This window comes from Plantibacter sp. MDV22-iso1, from assembly GCF_058408345.1.
Map to the genome: position 1 here is coordinate 15,343 of NZ_JBZVDY010000005.1, position 20,902 is coordinate 36,244.

At 70.6% G+C, this 20,902-nt stretch carries 22 protein-coding genes; 8 read left to right on the forward strand and 14 right to left on the reverse strand.

Translation table 11 applies throughout. From position 1 onward, the window contains the following. Positions 1–31 precede the first annotated feature (31 nt). Both AC4PMY_RS18805 and AC4PMY_RS18810 read right to left on the reverse strand, forming a co-directional pair. A complete protein-coding gene (locus AC4PMY_RS18805) occupies positions 32–847 on the reverse strand; it encodes a Nif3-like dinuclear metal center hexameric protein (RefSeq protein ID WP_491623403.1) in 816 nt (271 codons plus the stop codon). A 36-nt stretch (positions 848–883) separates the two neighbouring features. After that, entirely contained in the window at positions 884–1,501 is a 618-nt protein-coding gene (locus tag AC4PMY_RS18810; RefSeq protein WP_064293759.1) for a LysE/ArgO family amino acid transporter, read from the reverse strand. A gap of 68 nt (positions 1,502–1,569) precedes the next feature. Here AC4PMY_RS18810 and AC4PMY_RS18815 point away from each other — a divergent pair, with 68 nt between their 5' ends. From AC4PMY_RS18815 to AC4PMY_RS18825, 3 genes are all read left to right on the forward strand, one after another. Continuing rightward, complete coding sequence (locus tag AC4PMY_RS18815; protein ID WP_064293758.1) at positions 1,570–2,469, forward strand: LysR family transcriptional regulator ArgP; 900 nt, start codon at positions 1,570–1,572, stop codon at positions 2,467–2,469. A 63-nt stretch (positions 2,470–2,532) separates the two neighbouring features. Next, positions 2,533–2,952 carry an organic hydroperoxide resistance protein gene (locus AC4PMY_RS18820; protein ID WP_064293757.1) on the forward strand — a complete coding sequence of 140 codons (420 nt, stop codon included), beginning with the start codon at positions 2,533–2,535 and terminating at the stop codon, positions 2,950–2,952. Positions 2,953–3,032: 80 nt separating this feature from the next. Beyond that, a complete protein-coding gene (locus AC4PMY_RS18825; protein ID WP_157583275.1) occupies positions 3,033–3,197 on the forward strand; it encodes a hypothetical protein in 165 nt (54 codons plus the stop codon). A gap of 14 nt (positions 3,198–3,211) precedes the next feature. Here the strand turns inward: AC4PMY_RS18825 and AC4PMY_RS18830 are convergent, their stop codons facing one another. The 3 genes from AC4PMY_RS18830 to AC4PMY_RS18840 all read right to left on the reverse strand — a co-directional run bounded on the left by AC4PMY_RS18830 (position 3,212) and on the right by AC4PMY_RS18840 (position 5,820). Further along, positions 3,212–3,451 carry a hypothetical protein gene (locus tag AC4PMY_RS18830; RefSeq protein WP_064293756.1) on the reverse strand — a complete coding sequence of 80 codons (240 nt, stop codon included), beginning with the start codon at positions 3,449–3,451 and terminating at the stop codon, positions 3,212–3,214. A 133-nt stretch (positions 3,452–3,584) separates the two neighbouring features. Beyond that, positions 3,585–4,511, reverse strand: coding sequence for an aldose 1-epimerase family protein (locus tag AC4PMY_RS18835; RefSeq protein ID WP_064293755.1), 927 nt, complete (start codon positions 4,509–4,511; stop codon positions 3,585–3,587). Between the two features lie 22 nt (positions 4,512–4,533). Further along, on the reverse strand, positions 4,534–5,820 hold the full coding sequence (locus AC4PMY_RS18840) for a kynureninase (RefSeq protein WP_079002448.1): 1,287 nt from the start codon (positions 5,818–5,820) through the stop codon (positions 4,534–4,536). 71 nt (positions 5,821–5,891) lie between these two features. On the opposite strand from AC4PMY_RS18840, the gene AC4PMY_RS18845 reads away from it, so the two are divergent. Beyond that, a complete protein-coding gene (locus AC4PMY_RS18845) occupies positions 5,892–6,536 on the forward strand; it encodes an FMN-dependent NADH-azoreductase (protein WP_064293753.1) in 645 nt (214 codons plus the stop codon). Between the two features lie 90 nt (positions 6,537–6,626). Next, on the forward strand, positions 6,627–8,198 hold the full coding sequence (locus tag AC4PMY_RS18850; RefSeq protein ID WP_491623384.1) for a molybdopterin-dependent oxidoreductase: 1,572 nt from the start codon (positions 6,627–6,629) through the stop codon (positions 8,196–8,198). Positions 8,199–8,201: 3 nt separating this feature from the next. On the opposite strand, the gene AC4PMY_RS18855 is transcribed toward AC4PMY_RS18850, so the two are convergent. The 4 genes from AC4PMY_RS18855 to AC4PMY_RS18870 form a co-directional block, all read right to left on the reverse strand. Then, on the reverse strand, positions 8,202–8,978 hold the full coding sequence (locus AC4PMY_RS18855) for an SGNH/GDSL hydrolase family protein (protein WP_064293751.1): 777 nt from the start codon (positions 8,976–8,978) through the stop codon (positions 8,202–8,204). A gap of 45 nt (positions 8,979–9,023) precedes the next feature. Continuing rightward, positions 9,024–10,067, reverse strand: coding sequence for an LLM class flavin-dependent oxidoreductase (locus tag AC4PMY_RS18860; RefSeq protein WP_064293750.1), 1,044 nt, complete (start codon positions 10,065–10,067; stop codon positions 9,024–9,026). Positions 10,068–10,136: 69 nt separating this feature from the next. Continuing rightward, positions 10,137–10,487 (reverse strand): hypothetical protein, encoded by a 351-nt coding sequence (locus tag AC4PMY_RS18865; protein ID WP_064293749.1) that lies wholly within the window; start codon positions 10,485–10,487, stop codon positions 10,137–10,139. A 177-nt stretch (positions 10,488–10,664) separates the two neighbouring features. Continuing rightward, positions 10,665–11,324, reverse strand: a complete 660-nt coding sequence (locus AC4PMY_RS18870; protein WP_231884250.1) for a ThuA domain-containing protein — start codon at positions 11,322–11,324, stop codon at positions 10,665–10,667. A 211-nt stretch (positions 11,325–11,535) separates the two neighbouring features. Here AC4PMY_RS18870 and AC4PMY_RS18875 point away from each other — a divergent pair, with 211 nt between their 5' ends. Then, complete coding sequence (locus tag AC4PMY_RS18875) at positions 11,536–12,891, forward strand: O-acetylhomoserine aminocarboxypropyltransferase/cysteine synthase family protein (RefSeq protein ID WP_491623385.1); 1,356 nt, start codon at positions 11,536–11,538, stop codon at positions 12,889–12,891. Further along, entirely contained in the window at positions 12,888–14,219 is a 1,332-nt protein-coding gene (locus tag AC4PMY_RS18880) for an LLM class flavin-dependent oxidoreductase (protein WP_491623386.1), read from the forward strand. Before AC4PMY_RS18875 ends, AC4PMY_RS18880 begins: the two co-directional genes overlap by 4 nt. 12 nt (positions 14,220–14,231) lie before the next feature. Here AC4PMY_RS18880 and AC4PMY_RS18885 read toward each other — a convergent pair whose 3' ends face one another. Together AC4PMY_RS18885 and arfB are read right to left on the reverse strand one after the other, a co-directional pair. Next, a complete protein-coding gene (locus AC4PMY_RS18885) occupies positions 14,232–15,218 on the reverse strand; it encodes an NAD-dependent epimerase/dehydratase family protein (RefSeq protein ID WP_491623387.1) in 987 nt (328 codons plus the stop codon). A gap of 111 nt (positions 15,219–15,329) precedes the next feature. Then, positions 15,330–15,752, reverse strand: coding sequence for an alternative ribosome rescue aminoacyl-tRNA hydrolase ArfB (gene arfB, locus AC4PMY_RS18890; protein ID WP_121290790.1), 423 nt, complete (start codon positions 15,750–15,752; stop codon positions 15,330–15,332). 79 nt (positions 15,753–15,831) lie between these two features. Here arfB and AC4PMY_RS18895 point away from each other — a divergent pair, with 79 nt between their 5' ends. Next, positions 15,832–16,839, forward strand: a complete 1,008-nt coding sequence (locus tag AC4PMY_RS18895) for a diacylglycerol/lipid kinase family protein (RefSeq protein ID WP_491623388.1) — start codon at positions 15,832–15,834, stop codon at positions 16,837–16,839. 7 nt (positions 16,840–16,846) lie between these two features. Here the strand turns inward: AC4PMY_RS18895 and AC4PMY_RS18900 are convergent, their stop codons facing one another. Genes AC4PMY_RS18900 through AC4PMY_RS18910 form a run of 3 tightly spaced genes read right to left on the reverse strand, consistent with a single transcriptional unit; the run spans position 16,847 to position 20,900 of the window. After that, a complete protein-coding gene (locus tag AC4PMY_RS18900) occupies positions 16,847–17,551 on the reverse strand; it encodes a cyclodeaminase/cyclohydrolase family protein (protein WP_491623389.1) in 705 nt (234 codons plus the stop codon). Positions 17,552–17,587: 36 nt separating this feature from the next. Then, on the reverse strand, positions 17,588–18,598 hold the full coding sequence (locus AC4PMY_RS18905; protein WP_158596572.1) for a LacI family DNA-binding transcriptional regulator: 1,011 nt from the start codon (positions 18,596–18,598) through the stop codon (positions 17,588–17,590). Positions 18,599–18,647: 49 nt separating this feature from the next. Continuing rightward, positions 18,648–20,900: a beta-L-arabinofuranosidase domain-containing protein gene (locus AC4PMY_RS18910; RefSeq protein ID WP_491623390.1), complete on the reverse strand. Its 2,253-nt coding sequence runs from the start codon at positions 20,898–20,900 to the stop codon at positions 18,648–18,650. Between the last annotated feature and the right edge of the window lie 2 nt (positions 20,901–20,902).

The following is a 20,902-nucleotide window of genomic DNA, read 5'->3' on the forward strand; positions in this document are numbered from 1 at the left end:
TCTCGACTCATCACCCTACCGGCCGCGCCGACTACTGGGTGACGACGAAGTCCCACGGGTCGGTACGCAGCTCGCTGACCCGGACGTCGAGTCCCGGGAGCTCTCGTCGGAGCGCGTCGGCGGCCCCCTCGAGCCACAGCCACTCGCTCGCCCAGTGGGAGACGTCGACGAGGGCCGGCCCGCCGCCGAGGAGTGCCTGTTCCCGGGCCTCGGACGCCGGGTGGTGGCGGAGGTCGGCCGTGATGTACACGTCGGCCGCGCGGACCGCGGGGTGGGACAGGAGCGAATCCCCCGCTCCCCCGCAGAGCGCGATCCTCCGGACGGCCTGGTCGTAGTCGCCGGAGGCACGGACCCCGGTGGCGGTCGCCGGCAGGATCTCGGCGAGGGCACGCGCGATCGCGCCGAGCGTCGTCTCCTCCGGGAGGTCGCCGACCCGACCCAGCCCGGTCAGGCCGGCGGCGGCAGGGACGATCGGAGCCGGGTCGTGGAGGCCGAGACGTCGGGCGAGGACGTCCGAGGTCCCGTCGACGACGACGTCGGCGTTGGTGTGGGCGGCGATGAGTGCGGCGCCGCCACGGATCAGGCGTGTGATGAGCGACCCCTTGTACCGGTCACCCGCCACGGTCGTGACACCGCGCATCAGCAGCGGGTGGTGGACCAGCAGCAGACCGTCGGGGCGCTCGAGCACCTCGTCGACGGTCACGCCGACCGCGTCGACGGCCAGGAGCACATGCCCGACCGGCTGGTCCGGGTCGCCGACGAGGAGCCCCGGGGCATCCCAGTCCTCGGCTCCGGACAGTGGCCAGAGGCGCTCTACGACCGTGTTGACCTCACGCAGGGTTCTCATCACCCGGCAATCCTAACCAGGCACCCTCGAGCACGCTCAGGGGCGCAGGACGAGCATGATCGCGAGGGCGATCATGACGACCGCGATCGCGACGTCGAGGATGCGCCAGGCCACGGGCTTCGCGAAGACCCCGCGGAGCAGTCGCGCGCCGTACCCCAGCGCGGTGAACCACAGGATGCTCCCGAGGACCGCGCCGGCGGCGAACCACCACCGCCCCAGCTCCCCGTGGGTGTTCGCGATCGAGCCGAGGAGGAGCACGGTGTCGAGGTACACGTGGGGGTTCAGCCAGGTGAGGCCGATGACGGTGAGTACCGCCGCCCTGAGCGAGAGGCTGTTGCCACCACGGTCGGCGGCGAGACCGGACGGGGCGAGTGCACGGCGTGCGGCCAGCAGGCCGTAGCCGAGCAGGAAGGCGGCCCCGGCCCAACGGAGGACGACGAGGACCACGGGGAACCGCTCCACGACGAAGCCGATGCCGCTGACACCGGCGATGATGAGCACCGCGTCGGAGAGTGCGCAGACCAGCACCACGGGAAGGACATGCTCGCGCCGGATGCCCTGCCGGAGGACGAAGGCGTTCTGTGCGCCGATGGCCACGATGAGGGAGAGGCCGAGGCCGAGGCCCGCGATCGCGGCCTGCAGTGCGGAGGTCATCCTCCGACCGTAGGAGGCGCAGCATGATGAAGCCAGTTCAATATTCTGATGAATCGTAAGATCCTCTTATGATGGATTTCCATTTCGAGCAACTGCGGGCCTTCGTCGCCGCCGTCGACCACGGCACCTTCGAGTCGGCCGCCCGGGAGCTGATGGTCACGCCGTCGGCGATCAGCCAACGCATCAAGGCCCTCGAGCAGAGCGTCGGACGGGTCCTCCTGCTCCGGACCAAACCGATCACCATCACGGCGTCAGGTGAGATCGTGCTCCGCCTCGGCCGCGCGGTGCACCTGCTCGGTCACGACGCGGCGCTCGAGTTGCACGCCGACGACGCGCTCACGCCGGCCACCCCGGCGGTGATCCCGATCGTCGTGAACGCCGACTCCCTCGCCACCTGGCTGCTGCCCGTGCTGGCGGACGTCGCCGCACGGGAGTCGGTCGTCTTCGACCTCGCTCGCGAGGACCAGGACCATTCGACGGACCTCCTCCGTGCGGGCAGCGTCATGGCCGCGGTCACGTCGAACGCCGAACCGGTCCAGGGGTGCACGGTGCGGCCTCTCGGCCGGATGCGATACCGGCCGATGGCCTCACCCTCGTTCGCGGCGCGCTGGTTCGAGGACGGGGCGACCGCTCAGGCGCTCACCGCAGCGCCCGTCGTCGTGTTCGACCGGAAGGACGATCTCCAGGACGCCTACCTCCGACGACGTGGCGTCGACCCCGCCGACCCGCCGCGGCACCATGTTCCGGCCTCGGCGGACTTCGCGACCGCCGTCGGCCTCGGTCTCGGCTGGGGCATGCTCCCGGACGCGCAGTCCGACGCGCCGCTGCGCAGGGGCGATCTCGTCGTGCTCGACGAAACGGGCGGCGTCGACGTCCCCTTGTTCTGGCAGCAGTGGCGACTCCACTCCCGACTGCTCGAGCTCGTCACGACGGCGGTGGTCGACGCGGCTCGATCCACGCTGCACTGAACTCCTGCCGAGAGGTCCCGGAGAAGGTGCACCGGGCACGCACGACGGTGCAAGGATGGAGCAATGGATATCGCGTACACAGCAGTTGCCCATGCCACCGGAGGCGGACGAGACGGACACGTCCGCAGTGAGGACGACCTCCTCGACTTCGACACCCGTCCCCCGAAGGAACTCGGCGGCAGCGGCGAGGGCACCAACCCCGAGCAGTTGTTCGCCGCCGGCTTCGCCGCGTGCTTCCTCAGCGCCCTCCACGCCGTCGGGCGTACCGCGAAGCTCGACACGAAGGACGCCGAGGTGTCGGCCAGCGTCGGCATCGGATCGAACGGTGAGGGCGGCTTCGGCCTGGCCGTCGAGCTCGACGTCTACGTGCCGAACGTGACGCACGATGAAGCCCAGCAGCTGGCCGACCAGGCGCACCAGGTGTGCCCCTACTCGAACGCCACGCGCGGCAACATCGACGTGACGGTGTCGATCGTCGACTGACGAAGCTCCCGCCCGCAAGGGCTGTCGATCGTCGTGTCCGCCGGTTACCCTGGCGGGCACGACGATCGAGAGGAAGCATCATGTCTGATTTCGGGGCGGCCGAAGGCATTCGTGACGAGGGCGCGGCGGCCATGCTGCCGGGGCTCCCGGACGCCGTGGTCGAGGACGAGGCGCTGGATGACGACGCGCCCGCCGAGGACGCCGCGGACGATTCCGGAACGGGTCTCGCCGATTCAGGTGCCTGACGACGGGGTCGCGCTCAGCGCAACAGCGACGCGGCGATGACGCCGACGATGCCGAGCTGCAGTGCGAGCACGACACCGATCGTGATGAAGAGCGTGCTCCAGAGGACGATGTTCCCCAGGAGGACGCCCACGAACGCCCCGAACCGTCCGCGCGGTCGAGCCGTCGGCCGCGCCACCTGCAGCCGCTCGGTCTGTGCAACCCGGGGCGTGGACAGGGTGAAGAGGTTCGGGCTGGTGTCCAGGTGCGTGGTCATGCCACAAGTGTCCGTCGACACCCGGGGGCGGCACATCGGACGCCAGGGCGATCATCGTCCCCGCGGCGTCATCCTGTGAGCTGATCCTCCTCCGCCCGTGGGACGGTCGATCGTCCGCCGAACGGCGTGCCGGTCACACCTGCGTGAGTCGGATCCCCCAGGACAGCGACCACCGCTCGTCGGGCTCCAACCATCGGAGTCCGGTCCCGCTGTTCAGCGCATCGGCGGGGGCCGTCATGGGCTCGATGGCGATGGCCTGCGTCGGTCCGTCTGCCGCCGGGAAGTTCTTCGGCGTGTAGACCTGGACGAACCGGAAGTCGTCGTCCGCCCAGAGTTCGACGGTGTCGCCGTCGGGTGCGGTGAGACGGTGTCGGACGGCACCGTCGACCTGCTGGACCGAACCCAGGCCGACGTCGATCGAGAGGTCGCCCACGCGAGCACCCGAGCGCAGATCGTACGGGGTCCCGTCGACGGGACGGGAGGCGACCGGGATGCGCTGCTCGTCCGTCTCGAACCAGGTGTCGGCGGCCACCGTCACGGTGAGGTCGGCGGTCGGTACGTCGCCGAGCGCCAGGTAGGGGTGAGCACCGACGGCGACCGGCGCGGGGCGACTCGACCGGTTCACGATCGTGTGGGTCACCCGCAGGCCGTCGTCGTCCAACGTGTAGGCGACCGAGGTGTCGAGGCGGAACGGGTAGCCGTGCTGCGGGAACACCGAGGCGAGCAGGGTCACCGCGTGATCGGCGTGATCCCCCGCCCGGTACCCCGTGTTGCGCAGCAGACCATGGGAGGCGTTCCCGGTCGCCGCCTCGGTGACGTCGAGCTGCTGCGGTTCACCGTCGAGCGTCCACCGGGCATCGCGGACGCGGTTGGGCCACGGCACGAGCACCATCCCGCACCCCATCGGGGCGACGACGTCCTCACCGAAGGACTGCACGAGGGTGCGTCCGCCGACCGTCAGCTCGCGGAGTCCGGCGGCGAGTTCGGTGATCGTCGCTCGGACCTCGCCCTGCGGACCGGCGTGGTGGAGACGGTACTGGGTTCCAGAGGCAGCGGGCATGCCGCCAAGCCTACGACGGACGTCAGCCGGGCGGGGTGGAGCCGGGTGAGGCCGTCCACCGGTGGACGGCCTCGGCGATCCGGATCAGCCCGAGTTCGAGCTCGGCGAAGCCGGAGCTCAAGGGGGCGACCCCGATGCGAAGACCGTCCGGGTGCCGGAAGTCGGGGATCACACCCGCATTCCAGAGCAGCGGGGTGATCTCGCGGAACGACGGGTGACCGAGCGTCACATGACCACCGCGACGCGCCGGGTCACGAGGGGTCATCACCCTGACACCGGAGCCTGCGAGGTGCTCGTCGGCCCAGGAGATGGCGAACGTGGTGAGGGCCTCGGACTTCTCCCGGATGGCGGCGACCCCGGCGGACTCGATGAGCGTCAGCGAGTCCTCGAGCGGCAGCATGCCCACGATCGGTGGCGTCCCGCTGAGGAACCGGCGCATCCCGACGGCCGGCTGATAGGTGTCGGCCATGGCGAAGACGTCGGCGGCGCCCATCCACCCCTGGATGGGCTGGAGGAGCCGGTCCTGATGGCGTGCCGCGACGTAGGCGAACGCCGGAGCACCGGGCCCGCCACCGAGGTACTTGTAGGAGCAGCCCACCGCGAGGTCCACGCCCCACCCGTCGAGCTCGATCGGGACCGCACCGGCGGAGTGGCACAGGTCCCAGAGCACGAGTGCTCCCGCCTGATGCGCGATCGCGGTCAGCTCCTCGACGTCGAGCAGCGCTCCGGACCGGTAGTCGACCTGGCTGAGCACGACGAGAGCGGTCCGCTCGTGGACCACCTCGCGCAACTGGTGCGCGGCGACACCGTGGACCGGGTCGGCGTCGATCCATCGCACACGCAGACCGCGTTCAGCGGCGACCCCCTCGATCACGAAGCGGTCCGTCGGGAAGTTCTCCGCATCGATCACGAGCTCGTCGCGCGGAGCGGTTCCTCCGGCAGACGACGTCACGTCGACCGCCGCGCGGATCAGCTTGTACAGCAGCACGGTCGTCGAGTCGGCGACGACCGTCTGGCCGGGTGCGGCACCGAGCACGACCGATCCCAGGCGGTCGCCGAGCGTCAGCGGCAGCTCGAACCAGCGGTCGTCCCACGACCGGATGAGCCTCGTCCCCCACTCCTCCGCGATGAACGACTGCAGCCGCTCCGCCGTGGCCCGCAACGGCCGCCCCAGGGAGTTCCCGTCCAGGTAGGCGACGACGCCCTCGGCCGGGAGGAACGCCGCGCGGTGTTCCGCGAGCGGGTCGGTCTCGTCGAGGACGCGTGCGTCCGGGCGGGCGGAGGTGGCTGGGGCTGGGGCGTCGACCATCCTGCGACGGTAACCGCCACCAGTGCGTGCCGCAAGGAAGCGGACGGGACCCGGCTTGCTAGCGTTGCCGCATGCCCACGCTCCTGCACCTCGACTCCTCCGCCGATCTCGACACCTCCCGGTCCCGCCGGCTCTCGCAGGCCGTCGTGGACGCCTGGTCGAACGCCGACCCCACCGGCGTCGTCGTCCGTCGCGACCTGCACCGCGATCCGGTCCCCCACCTCGCCGACGCGAGTCTCCACTGGGCGCCGGCCGACCGCCGCCCCGGTGCGAACCCGCCCGCCGAGGCCGAGACGCTCCAGCGCGTCCTGCTCGACGAGCTGCTCGGCGCCGACATCGTCGTGATCGGTGCGCCGCTGTACAACTTCTCGATCCCGTCGTCGCTCAAAGCGTGGATCGACCACATCCACGTGCCGGGCGTCACCTCCGCGGACACGGGAGCGCTCACCGGCCGGCCGGTCGTCATCGCCACCAGCCGCGGGATCGCCTACGACACGGGCAGCCCGACCGAGGGTTGGGATCACGAGGTGCCGGCGCTGCGGACGTTGTTCGGCGGCGCCCTCGGCATGGACGTCCACGTCATCACGACGAGTCTGACCCTCGCCGACCGTGACCCGGCGCTCGCAGCTCAGCGCGAACGGAGCGAACAGGAGTTCGCAGAGGCCCTCCGGTCGGCGTCCGAGACGGGACTGCGGCTGGCCGTCTCGACGGCCTGACAGCCGACACGACGGGCGGACGGCGGATCCGACCCGTCTGATCCGGGCAGTGCTCCGAACTCCTGTCGAGCCACGATCAGGGAGTAGCACATGCCATCGAAGCACCAGACCGGCACCACACGGGGCGGACGACGTCTCGTCTGGTTCGCGGCAGCACTGTCCGGGATCGTCGCAGCAGCGGTGTTCCTCGCGATCGCCGAGCTGGCGGCGCTGTTGTTCGCCCGCGGCAGCAGCCCCCTCCTCACCGTCGGATCGTTCGTGATCGACATCGTCCCGCGGTGGGCGAAGGAGTTCGCGATCGAGACGTTCGGCAGCAACGACAAGATCTTCCTCCTCGTGAGCCTCGGGGTCGCCGTCGTGATCGCCGCGGCGATCGCCGGGGTCCTGCAGCAGATCCGTCCACCGCTCGGTGTCGTGGTCCTGTTCGCGGCCGGCGTCTTCGCCGGAGCGACGACCGTCACCCGCGCCGGTGCCACCCCGCTCGCCGTCGTCCCGGTGATCCTCGGTCTCGCGGCGGGCGTCGTGATCCTCATCCTCCTGAGCCGTCGCCTGCCGAAGCGCGCCGCGAACGGTTCGGACGACGAGCGCGCGGCGTTCGACCGTCGAGGCTTCTTCCGCGTGGTCGGCATCGCGGCGGCCGGTGCTGTCGTCGTCGGCGTGGGCGCACGCCTCGTCAACGTCACCACCTCGTCGATCACGGCCGTCCGCGACGCCCTCAAGCTCCCGGCGCCGAAGTCGACCGTCACGATCCCCGACGGAGCCGAGGCGGACGTCGACGGCCTCAGCCCGCTCTTCACGCCGAACGACAAGTTCTACCGCGTCGACACCGCGCTGACCGTGCCGACGGTCGATCCGGCCACCTGGACGCTCACGATCGACGGCATGGTCGGTGAGCAGGTGCAGATCACGTTCGAGGAACTCCTCGCCATGGGTCTCGACGAATACGTCATCACCATGACCTGCGTCTCGAACGAGGTGGGCGGTAACCTCCTGGGCAACGCGAAGTGGCTCGGTATCCCTGTGCGCGACGTCCTCAAGCGGGCGATGCCGGACTCGAAGGCCGACATGGTCCTGTCCACGAGCGTCGACGGGTTCACGGCGAGCACGCCGCTCGAGTCACTCACCGACCCGAACCTGGACGCGATCCTCGCCGTGGCGATGAACGGCGAGCCGCTGCCGCTCGAGCACGGTTTCCCCGTGCGCATGGTCGTCCCGGGCCTCTACGGCTACGTGTCGGCGACGAAGTGGCTGACGAAGCTGACGGTCACGACGTTCGACAAGGACGAGGCCTACTGGACCCCGCGCGGCTACGACGCGAAGGCGCCCATCAAACTCTCCTCGCGGATCGACACACCCCGGATCGACAAGCAGGTTCCGGCGGGCCCGGCGAAGATCGCAGGTGTCGCCTGGGCGCAGACCGTCGGGATCGCCAAGGTCGAGGTCAGCATCGACAACGGCGACTGGCAGAGCGTCAATCTCACGACCGCCATCAACGACGACACCTGGGTGCAGTGGTGGATGGACTGGGAGGCGACGGCCGGCACGCACTACGTCGCCGTCCGCGCGACCGACAAGGCCGGGAACCTCCAGATCGAGAAGCAGGCGCCGATCGCTCCGAACGGATCCTCCGGTTGGCAGCGGACGCTCGTCCGCGTCGGCTGACGGTCAGCCGCGGGTGTCGACCGGTCGCAGCTGGGCGATCTTCGGTTCGCGACCGTCGCCCGAGGACCGACCGGTCAGACGGCGCCCGATCCACGGGAGCACATGTTCCCGGTAGTAGGCCGCGGTGCGACGTTGACGCGGACCGGGCGGGGCAGCAGCGACGTCGTCGATCCCCCACTCCTCCGGGACCGGCACGTCGAGCGCCGTCAGCACGTTGCCCGCCACCCGTGCATGGCCGAGGGCGTTGAGGTGCAAGCGGTCCACCGACCAGTACCTGAGGTCGGCGAGCATCCGGTCAGCCCAGTTGTCGACGAAGGTCACCCCGTCACGCGGATACCGCACCCGCACGGCCTGGGCCAGCTGCTCGCCGCGGCGGGCGAGGAGCGAACCCATCGGGATGTGGGCGGAAGGGTTCGCGCCGCTCAACAGCAGCACGTGGGCTCCCCCGGCGCGCAGACGATCGACCGCACCGTCCAGGCGGTCGGCGACGCCGTCGATCGACACCCGCGGGCGCATGATGTCGTTGCCGCCGCCGTTGAAGCTGACGAGGTCCGGACCCATCTCGATCGCACGGTCCAGTTGTTCGTCGAGGATCGGGACGAGCTTCCTCCCGCGGATGGCGAGGTTCGCGTAGCTGACGGTCTCCGTGGACGCCCGGGCGAGGCCGAGGGCCACGAAGTCCGCCCACCCGCGGAGGGTGCCGTCCTCCCGGAGATCCCCGTAGCCCTCACTGAAGCTGTCGCCGATGGCCACGTACCGTCTGAACCCGTGCTGCGTCATACCTGCACTGTACGCGCGACCGGAAGGCGTCTCCGACTGGCCCGCTCAGGCGGGACGGGACTCTCCGTCTGCGGCCGGTCGCCAGCCGAGGGCGGGCCCGAGCGCGCCGGCGATGTCGGTGAGTAGTTGCGTGTAGTCGTCCGGTTCGAGTGTGAACGGGAGGGCGAAGGCGACCTCGTCGACCTCCTGGAAGCCGGCGTGCTCGTGCAGTCGCTCAGCGATCTCCGCACTGCTGCCGACGAGGTCCTCCGCGAAGAGCATCCGCCGCGGCCCATGGGCGACGCCGACGCGGTGCCGTCTCGAGTCGACGTACTCCTGGTACCGGGCTCGCTGGGACGCCGTCGCGGAGTCCGTCGGGATGACCACGAGCCCCTGCGACACGCGGGCCCGCTCCCCCGCCGGGTGGAGTTCTCGGAACCGACGGACCTGGGCGGCCTGGTTCGCGGCGAAGTCCGTCGTGCCGTCCTCGGCGGCGATGACGCTGCTCGTGAGCAGGTTGAAGGACTGCTCGCCGGCCCAACCCGCCGACCGCAGGCTGCCGGCTCCGTACCAGAGCCGCTCCGCCAGACCGTCGGCATGCGGCTCGACCCGTGAGGAGTAGTCCTCCTGGCCCTCACGACCGGCGCTGTCACTGACGACGTCACCGCGGATGAAGGAGCGGAGGCGCAGGACGCGGTCGTAGCCGAGGTCCTCCTGGTCGAGCGTCGACGGATAGATCGCGTGCTTGAACGCGTCGAACCGCATCGGCTCCCCGGTGCTGAAGCCGGGAAGCAGCCTGCCTCCCGAGAGGACGTCGACCGTGCCCAGGTCCTCCGCGAGCCGGAAGGGGTTCTCCGCGCCGAGCGGTGTGACCGCGGTGCCGAGTGCGATGCGCTTCGTGCGCTGCGTCGCCGCTGCGAGGACGGCGACCGGTGAGGAGATGCCGAACTGCAGGTGCCGGTGCCGCAACCAGGCGCTGTCGAATCCCAGGCGTTCACCGAGTTCGATGAGCTGCAGGGTCGCCTCGTGCCCGGCCGCCGGCTCATCGGGGTCGAACAGGCCCATCGTGAGGAAGCCGAGTCTGCGGAGCGGTGCTGAGGATCGGGCCATGCATCGACTCTACGACGCCGTTCCGACGCGATGCCGCTGCAGGAGCTGGACGTGCCCGCGAAGTGGGTGTCAGCTCGGCGATCCGGCCAACACGGTGAACATGGCGCCGATGCTCCCGAGGATGAAGAGCATCGTTCCGAGCTGCATGGTCAGCGACTTGTTGCGGGACGCCGTCGGGACGTCCACCTCCAGGATCGGACACCCGGACCAGCCGAGTAGGCCGATGCTCAAGCCCACGATGACCGAGCAGCACCACCACACCACGCGGAGTCCCTCGGCGAGGACGGCCGGCCTCCAGCCTGAGCTGAGGAGGAGCCCGAGGACGATCGCGGTGCTCCCGACCGCGACGCCGAACCAGACGGTTCCGGTGCGCATGATGCGCTGGACGTTGTTCTCGGGTGACATGAGGTCCTGTGACACGTGGTGCGGCTTTCTCGAGGTTCCGATTCCTGACGAGGGCCGCATCCGGCCATCATGGTCGCTCGCAGCCCCGAACAGGAGCATAGACCCGGTCGCGGGAGGCGACTCCCGTTCGACGGGGGCTTGCGCCGACGAGGGTCGCGACACAGACGAAGCCGATCGAGGATCCGTGACGGATCACGCAGACGGCGCCCGGGCCACCCACCGTGCCAGCGTCGCGAGCAGTGCACGGTGCTCAGCCGAGGCGTAGGACCGCTCGTCGTGTCCGAGTGCGTCGACGGCGACGCGCGAGGGCCCCACCTCGCGGACCCACACTGCGGGGAACCGCTCGCCGTCGACGTCGTGCTCGGCGACGGTGGTGCTCCGACCGACGGGTTGCAGCCGCAGGTACTGTTCGTCGTCCACGGGGATGTCGCCGAGCGCTCCGCCGTCGGGCGATGCCAGGCCGCGGACGACGGTCGGGCCCATCGGCGGATGCCAGGACACGCCGGGCAGCCAGAGCGCCCCGATCGTCGGCGCCCAGTCCGGGTAGTCGCGGAGTGAGGCGAGCGCCGCATGCATCGCGAGGACACCGATCCCCCGACCGAGTGCCTCCGCGAAGCCGTCGATGGCGGCAGCGGGCGCTCGACCCTGGTCCTCGGACCGCCACGGGTCGCCTGCGTTGACCACCAGGAGCTCCACGCCCTCGAGTCGCGTCATCGCACGATCGACGTCCTCGTCGATCTCGACCGCGAAGCCGACCGTCTCCAGGACCTCCGCGATGAGCGGGCTCGTGCGCGCGTACGGGTGCCACGGATCCGCATACCGGCCGCTCCCCGATGCGATGAGTGCTTTCACGGTTCCCCCTCGTCCGATCCGTCGGCGCCGGTCACCGTGTCCGCGGCCGACGTCTCTCCAGGGTACGGGGCCTCTCCCGACGGCTGCGTCGCCGACCGATTGTGTCCGCACATGTCGTCGTCACCTGCGCCCGCCCCGATCCCGACCGTAGAGTGCCTGTCACCGACGCCGGGGCGTCGACGACGGCCGAGCTGACGGAGAGGACGCGGCGATGCACGAGCGGGATCGAGGGGGCTTCAGCACCCGACAGCTGCACGCCGGTGGTGCACCCGATGCGCCGCTCCAGCCGCGGGCTCTGCCGATCTACGCGAGTGCCGGGTTCGTGTTCGCGGACTTCGACGAGGCGGAGCAGCGGTTCGGCCCGGACCCTGGTGGCTACAGCTACAGCCGGGTCGGCAATCCGACGATCGACGCCGTCGAGCGCCGTCTCGCCGCCCTGGAGGGTGGTGTGGACGCGCTGCTCCTCGGCTCCGGACAGGCGGCCGTCGGCGTCGCCCTGCTCTCCCTGCTCGAGGCCGGCGACCACCTGCTCACCGCGCCGAGTCTGTACGAGGGCTCGCGCAGCCTCTTCACGGAGAACTTCGGTCGGCTGGGGATCACCACGAGCGAGGTCTCCGATCCGCTCGACGCCGACGCCTGGGAGCGTGCCATCCGACCCGAGACGCGCGCGATCTTCGTCGAGTCCATTCCGAACCCCCGCAACGACCTCACGGATCTCCGTCTCGTCGCCGACGTCGCCCATGCGCACGGGGTCCCGCTCGTCGTCGACAACACCTTCGCCACGCCCTACCTCCTGCGTCCCATCGAGCACGGCGCCGACATCGTCGTCCACTCGGCCAGCAAGTTCCTGGCGGGCCATGGCACCGTGCTGGGAGGGGTCGTCGTCGACGGTGGCACGTTCGACTGGGCCGCTCGCGCAGACCGCTACCGACACCTCACCTCGCCGCTCGCCGCGCTCGGCGGGCTCAGCCACGTCGAGGCGGGCGGGCGTGCAGCGCTGGCCGCCTACGCACGGGCATCGGTCGCGCTGCGTCTCGGCCCGACGCCGTCGCCGTTCAACGCGTTCCTCATCGCACAGGGCATCGAGACGCTGTCACTCCGCGTCCAGCGGCAGAGCGAGAACGCCCTCGCCCTCGCGACGTGGCTGGCGGGACGGACCGAAGTGGCCTCGGTCGACTACTCGGGGCTCAGCGACAGTCCGTTCCGCGGCCTGGCGGACCGGTATCTGCCGGATGGACAGGGATCGGTGTTCTCGTTCACCCTGCACGGCGGACGGGACGCAGCGCGGACGGTCATCGACCACGTCGGCCTGTTCACGCGGATGACGAACCTCGGCGACGTCCGGTCGCTGATCCTCCACCCGGCCTCGACCACGCACGCCCAGCGTTCGGTCGAGCAGCTCGCGGCGAGCGGCATCGGCCAAGGACTCGTGCGGATCTCCGTCGGCATCGAAGACGTCGCCGACCTCATCGCGGACCTCGCCTCGGCGTTCGACGCGCTCCCGGTCCGGGAACCGTCGACGAGCACCGGCGCGAGCGTCACGGCGGACGAGGCGGTCGCCGCGTGAGCGCCCGGCAACGCTTCGGCTGGTTCCTGTCACGTGGGTTCGGTCCGCACGGTTGGGGACATCCGTACCTCGACTGGGACTACCGCTGGCAGGAGCCCGCGCTCTACCAGCAGGCCGTGCGCGAGCTCGAGCAGGCGGGCTTGGACCTCCTGATCATCGAGGATGCCCTCTCGCTGGGGAACTCCGAGACGCTCGACCTCCGCATCCGCGGCGCCTACGGCGGGCCGAAGCACGACCCGCTGAGCCTCGCCCCGTTCCTCTTCGCGGTGACGGAGCGCATCGGCATCATCCCGACCGTGAACCCGTTGCAACTGCCGCCGTACCAGGCGGCGCGGCAGTTCGCGACCCTGCAGCACCTCAGTCGCGGGAGGTTCGGGGTGAACGTGGTGACCGACGTCGGCAGCAGCCGCCACTTCGGCGAGCCGGTCGTGCCGCACGACATCGCCTATGAGCGGGCGGAGGAGTGGCTGGACGGCGTGCGCGCGCTCTGGCGGAGCTGGCGACCTGGCGCGTACGTGGGCGACACCGCCTCCGGACGCTTCGCCGACGGCCGCCACCTCGACCGCGTCGAGCATCGCGGCGCACACTACGACTTCGACGGGCCGCTCAACGCCCTGCCCTTCCACGAGGACTCCGGTGGGGAGCCCGTCATCGTGTCGCCGGGCTCCTCGCCGCGAGGGCTCGCCTTCACCGGACGACAGTCGGACGTCCAGCTCGCCCTCGCACCGCTCGACATCGCGAGCCTCCGTGCGTACCGGAGGCGGGTCCTCGACGCGTCGGCTGCCGTCGGTCGGGACACCCCTCCCGCGATCCTGTTCGTGTTCAAGCCCGTCATCGTGTCGAGCAGTGCCGAGGCCGACCGTCTCGTCGCCGCCTCGGAACAGCCGGACGATGAGACCCTGCGCTCCGTCGCACTCGCGTGGTCGAGCGACCTGGAGACGGACCTCACCGCGCTCGACCTCGACCGACCGGTGGACCCGGCCGTCTTCGGCGACCACGTGTCGCGCGGCAGCCTCGACGCGTTGCGCGGCCAGCACGAGTCCTTCGCGGCGGCGACGCTCCGGGAGCTGCTCGTGCCGAAGGCACGACTCGGGCGGATCACCGACGGCAGCGGTGTCGTCGGCACGGCGGCTGAGGTGGCCGACCACATCGAACGCGCCGGCAGTGAGGCGGACAACGACGGGTTCATCTTCTCGGGCGACCTCCACCCGGTGACGGTGCACCGCATGCTCGACGAACTCGTGCCGATCCTCCGACGCCGCGGGATCCTGCAGCGTCCGAAGGTCGACGCACCGCACGGACTCCGGAGCTCGTTGCAGGCCCCCTGAAGGATCGCGTCGTCAGCGGCTCGTGTTCAGGGCTGCTCGTGGTTCGGGCAGGTCCAACTCCCCGCGGGCGACGAGCGAACGGACGGACTCGAGGACCGCCTCCGTCGAGGTGTAGGCGGGCTCGTATCCGAGCAGCGACCGTGCCTTGTCGATCGACGCGCAATGGCTCCGCACCAGGTGCTCCCAGGTGGTGTCGGCGTGCTCCGTCGGTGTCTCTGCTCGGAAATGTTCCCAGGTCACCGACTCGAGCGCGGCCGAGCGTCCGAACCAGCCGGCGACGACCTCGGCGTAGCCCCGGACGGTCACCGCGGCGGCCGAGGTCACGTTGAGATCCTCGCCGGCGACACGATCCCGGTTCGCGACGGCGAGCTCGAAGGCCTGCGCGACGTCGTCGGCGTGCACGTGGTGCAGCAGCTCGGCACCGAGTCCGGGGATGCGCAGCGGTGAACCGAGTGCGAGGGTCCGCCAGACCCCGAGGTCGAGGTTGCCGAGCGGGTTGATGGGCGCCCACCCCGGTCCGACGATGTGCCCGGGATGCAGGGAGGTCGTCACCAGTCCTCCGTCGGCGCTCTCCTGCTGGAGCAGTCGGGCGATCTGATCCTTCTGGACACCGTAGTCGCCGAACGGCGCCGTCCCGGCGCCCTCGACGATGGGGACGGACGCGCTGGGACCGTAGCGCCAGATCGATCCGCAGTGGAGCAGCTGGCCCGTGTTGCCGCGCAGCCCCTCGACGAGTGCCGTCGCCGAGGCGACCGTGAAGCAGACCAGATCGATGACGACGTCCGGACCGAGATCCGCGATGCGTCGTGCGAAGACACCGTCCCGGTCCTCGGCCTCCCGATCGGCCCGGACCCGCTCGACCTGGTCCCACTCGGGAACCTCCGTGTACGGCGAACGATCGCCGCGGCTCACGCTCACGACCTCGTGGCCGGCCCGGACGAGTCGCGGGACGAGGAAGGTGCCGATGTGGCCGGTCCCGCCGATGACGACGATGCGCATGGTGTTCCTCCGTTCGCGCACGACGAGGGCGTCGACGGGTGCGCTCCTCGGGAACGCTAATGGACCGGACCGTCCGACGCACGCCCTTGCGGGAGGCGACGTGGTGACCCGCTAGTCGTCGGAGGGACGTCGTCGTTGCTGTTTGGTGGCGCTCCGCTGCTGTTTCGCGGCGAGGTGGCGCCGCGCCGATCCGCGGGTCGGACGCGTGGGCCGGCGTGTCGGCGCCGGCGGCGCGAGGGCCGACCTGATGCGCGTCGCGAGCGCTTCGAGTGCGAGTTCGCGGTTCCGGAGCTGCGATCGCTCGCGGGAGACGGTCACGGTGATGGCTCCGCCGACCAGCCGAGCGCCGAGCCGGTCGAGCAGTCGGTCTCGTTGCTCGTCGGTGAGGACGGCCGACTCGGCCACACTCCACGTCAATTGGACACGGCTGTCGGAGGTGTTCACGTGCTGTCCGCCCGGGCCGGACGACCGGGAGAAACGCCACTGCAGCTCGGCTGCTGGGATCGTCAGTCCGGGCGACACCTCGAGGTCCATGGGGCAAGCGTCTCACGAACCCGCGGCACGGCTCGCGTCCACCGCTGGTTCCGAGCCGGTGCCTCCTATCCTTGACGCTGTGAACGATGCACCAGCCGAACGCGGACGTCGACGCACAGCCGTCGTCGTCAATCCCTCCAAGGTCGACATCAAGGTCCTCCGCTCGGCCGTCGCAGCCGCTGAATCGACGCACGGACTGGCACCCTCCACCTGGCACGAGACGAGCGCCGACGACGACGGCCGGGGTGCGTCCGCAGCCGCGATCGCCTCGGCGCCCTCGGTCATCCTGGTCGCCGGAGGCGATGGGACACTGCGGGTCGCCGCCGAGGCCATCGCCTCCACCGGCATCCCCCTCGGGCTGGTCCCGGCCGGAACGGGGAACCTCTTCGCCCGAGCGCTCGGCCTGCCGTTGGGCGACCTCAAGCGGTCGGTCGACATCGCCTGTTCAGGGCGTGACCAGGTGGTCGACGTCGGTCAGGTCAGTCTCGGGCGCAGCGACGGCACGAACCGGGACGAGGTCTTCCTCGTCATGGCCGGTATCGGCCTCGACGCGCACATGGCGGGCCACACCAATGAGCGGCTGAAGCGACGGATCGGCTGGCTCGCCTACTCCGATCCGATCGCGCGGAGCATCATCGGCAACCGGCAGTTCGATCTGCACTATCGACTGGACGACCGTCCGGAGGCGGCCGCCCGAGCGCATACGATCATCGTCGGGAACTCCGGCACGCTCACCGGCGGGGTCCTGCTGCTCCCGGACGCCGTCGTGGACGACGGCCTCCTCGATGCCGTCATGCTGCGCCCCGGCAAGGGTCCGGGTTGGGGGAACATCGGCTACCGTCTGACGTTCAACCGGATGCTGCACCGCACGCGGTTCGGCCGACTGGTCGGACGATTCTCGCCGAAGGCACGCGCGATCAGCTACGCACAGGCGCGGACGATGCACCTCAGACTCGAGGAGCCGCAGGAGATCCAACTGGACGGCGACTCGCACGGTTCGGTGATCTCGGTCTCGCTGAGGAACCTGCACCACGCCCTGATCGTCCGGGTTCCGAGCGGCCCGGCTGCGCGCCCCGGCGGGCGCTGACCACCGGCTACGACGCCGCGTCGGTGGGAGCGGCCTCGGGGTCGATCGACGCCGCGAGCCGGTCGATCCGCTCGAGGGCGCGGTCGAACACGGGGACGAGTTCCCAGAGGCGCGGCTCGTCGGCTCGGATCTCCTCGAGGGAGCCGTGTGCGCTGCGGACCGAACCGAGATCGAAGCTGACGTTGGTCCGCGCTCCCGTGATCGCCGCGCGGAGTGCACCGATCGCCACCGCCACGTCGGCGATCAACGCCGGGTTGCCGTGCTCGGTCAGCCAGGCGAGATCGTCGATCGCGTCGACGGCATGCTCGCCCAGCCGCGCCGAGGCCGCGGCCGCCTCGATGGACGCAACACGGATCGCCTCGTCGCGTCCGACGCCGGCCGGTAGACGGAAGGCGCTGCCGAACGCTCGCGAGGCGTGGGCGTCCTCGTCGGCCAGACGCAGCGCCAGCTCGGAGCGTGCCTCAGCGCGAGCGCGGAGTGCGGCGATCGTCGCCTCGGCCTCGGCCGAGTCCCGCCCGCTCGCGTCCTCGGTGGCGTGCGTGGTTCGGGTGTAGCCGGCGACCATCGCGGTGAGGCCTGCGGCGATCGCCAGCATGAGTCCGGATGCGGCCCCGCCGCCGGGGTTCCCGGTCGCCGTGCCGAGCGCCCGCATCCACGCCGACACGCTCGAGTGCGCGGTCGACACGTCTTCGGTATCCGATGGTCCCGTCATGGCGACCATTCTCCCGCGTCCGCGTCCGCGTCCGCGTCAGCTCGAGGCGCGGACGATGAGTTCGGTCGGGAACTCCGCGCGGTCCCCGGGGTCCGTCCCGGGCTCCGCCTCGAGGACGAGCTGGACCGCACGCGCGGCCATCGCGCGCATCGGCTGGCGCACGGTCGTCATCGGCGGCGGCATCAACCTGGACTGCGGGAGGTCGTCGAAGCCGACGACCCTGATGTCGTCGGGGATGCGGAGCTGGAGCTCCTCAGCGGCGCGGTAGACGCCGTAGGCCATCTCGTCGTTGCAGCTGAAGACGCCGATCGGGAGCCCGCCCTGCCTGAGCAGCTTGCGCACGGAGACGAACGCACTCTCCGAGGACCAGGGCGACGAGATCTCCTCGACCGTCGCCCCGTCGGCGTGCCGTTCGACCGCCGCTCGGAAACCGGCCTCCCTCGCACGGCCGAACCGGTACTTCGGTCGGCCGGTGATGATGAGGAACCGACGTGTCCCCCGCCGTGCGAGATGCCGACCCGCGTCGAAGCCGCCCTGCCAGTCGGTGGACCCGACGCTCGGCAGGCTCCGCGCCGGCTCCGCACGCGGATCGAGGAGCGCGACGGGGATGTTGGCCGAGGCGAGGATGTCGAGCTGGGACACGTTGGGACGGATGAGGCACACGACGACACCGGCCGATCCCCGCGCACGTGCCCGACTGGGCCAGTCGTCGACCATCGACTCGCTCTCCGGCGTGAGCACCAGATCGTAGTTCGCCGCAGCGGCCGCCCGCCGCACACTCGTCACGACCGTGTTCGCCCAGGGGTCGTCCCACTGACTCATCGCCAGGTCGAGCAGGCGCGGGACCGAGCGAGGTCGCCCGCGACGTTGTGCTGCGCGGTCGTAGCCGAGGTCGTGCGCTGCAGCGAGGATGCGGTCCCTGGTGTCCGGGGATGCATGGCGCTTCCCGGCGAGCACCCGGGAGACGAGCGACACCGAGCATCCCGACCTCGCGGCGACGTCCGCGAGCGTCACGCTGAGATCGTCCCGCTCCGGCGTCGTCGTCATGGCTCCATGCTCCCGCATCCCGGGGTGCTGTGTGCGCCGGTACCGGTGGTCAGGCGCCCTCTGCGGTCAGCACTCGGAGCTCGGTGCACCGCGGGGTCTCGCAATCCGGCTGCGCGACGAGCGCGAACCGCCGGACACCCCACCCGGCGCTGGTGGGTGTCAGCGGGTACTCCGCCCACTCCAGGTCGTCGTCTCGCCCGACCTCCCGCGGAGCGATCGGCGTACCGTCGATCTCCAGGGTGAAACCGTGGCCCGCCTGATCGTGCAGCCAGGTTACTCTGACGACCCGGCCGAGGAGATGCGGATCGACGAGCCTCACGGACAGACGCTCGGCCGTGCTCCGCCAGCGGATCCCACCCACCGCGCCACTGACGCTGGAGCGCCCCTCGAACCCGTGATCCGCCTCCGGCTGCTGCTCGCCCAGAGCGACCCGGTCGACCGTCCGTCCGTCGATGCTCGCGGCGCGTCGGTCCCGCTCGACCAAGGCGGTGCGGCGCCGGTCGACGGCGTCCTCGTCCGCCGACGACGCCACGGGGAACGTGACGGTGTACCGCGCGTCGTGCAGGCCTGCGAACGGTTCCAACGGGATCGGTCCTCGGTCCGAGTCGACCCGGAGTCGCCCGTCGGCGTCCCGGTAGGGCACAGCCGTCCGCGTGACGATCGGTGCCGAGGCGAGCGGGGTGAGCGGGCCGACCGCCGTGTGCGGGGCGTGCGGCCGATCGGCCAGCACGACGCCGGTCGGGAGCGACTCGCCACGGGCCGCCAGGACGGACGGACCCCAGAGGAGCGAGATCCAGTCCGAGCCGTCCGGGTACGGTTCCGCACGACCGCTCATGGTGAGCTCGAACGACACGGTGTCGCCGTCGCTCCACTCACGCTCCACGACGAGATGGCCGCGTTCGCGTTCGGCGGTCACCGGAGCGCCGTTGAGGAACATCTCGGGTGTCGGATCACTCCACCCGGGGACCCGGACGCGGAGCCGGAACCGCCGCGAGCCGGTGAGCCCGAGGGTGAGTCCGACCACGCCGTCGGACGGGAAGGCCGTCCGTTGCTGCAGCTCGAGACCGAGTTCCGGGATCCGCACGACGGAGGGCGCGAAGAGCTCGACCGACACCGTGTCGTCGTCGAACCGGTACAGCGACTCGCCGTGTTTCGCGTGACTCTCCAGACCGGTCCCGACGCAGCACCAGAAGCTGTGCTCCGGCGAGGAGTAGACGCGGTAGTGGTCGGGTCGCATGGAGGTGAAGTAGACGAGGCCGCCGTGCTCGGGGTGCTGCGATGACAGGAGGTGGTTGAAGAGGATCCGTTCGAGCGCGTCGGTGATCGCCGGGTCGGAGTCGTCGGCACTGAGCCGTCGGCCCAGCTTGATGAGGTTGTAGCTGTTGCAGGTCTCCGGCCCCTCCCGATCCTCGGTCATCGGGGTGAAGTCGTCGATGGCATGGAAGTGCTCCCGGACACTGTTGCCGCCGATCGCGACCGTGCGCCGCGTCAGGATCGTCTCCCAGGCGAACCGGGCCGCGCGGGCGAGGGCCGGATCGTCGCTCCGCGTGGCGAGGGCGGCGAAGCCGACGAACTGCGGGATACGGGTGTTGGCGTGCAGGCCGGTCAGTTCGTCGGACCGGCGCGACAGCGGTTCGCTGAGGGCGACGGATGTGAAGCGGGCGGCCATCGCGAGATGTCGGGGGTCGCCCGTGAGGTCGAAGAGGTCGACGTACGCCTCGTTCATCCCTCCGATCTCGGTCTCGAGCATGAGCTGGAAGTGCTCGTCGTCGATCCCCGCGGCAAGCTCCTCCCACCAGGTGGCGAGGCGCAGGACCACATCACGTGCCGCGTGGTCCCCCGTCAAGCGGGCCGCGTCGATGAGCCCGGCGTACAGCTTGTGCAGGTTGTACCAGGGCACCCAGCGCCCGGCACGGAAGGTCGATTCGGTGATCCCCGCTGCGACCTCGGCCCAGAGCTCGGCACTCCGAGGGACACCACCGACGTATCCGGTCCCCAGATGGTCCTGTGCGCGGGCCAGTTCGGCGACCGTGTACTCGAGCCGGGAACGCAGGACGTCGTCCCCGGTGGAGGCGACCATCAGGGAGCAGGCCGAGAGGTAGTGTCCGGCGGTGTGGCCGTCGAGGCCGCGCACCTCCCAGTCGTCGTAGGACGGAGCCCGGGGCTCGAGACCCGCCTCGCGGAGGAACGGGGCGAGCAGGCGATCGGGTTCGAGGGCTCGCAGGTAGGCACGGTCGGCCTCCTGCGCCTGGAACAGCGGCCCACCCGTGAGCGTGACCTGGGAGATCGGGACGAACGGCATGG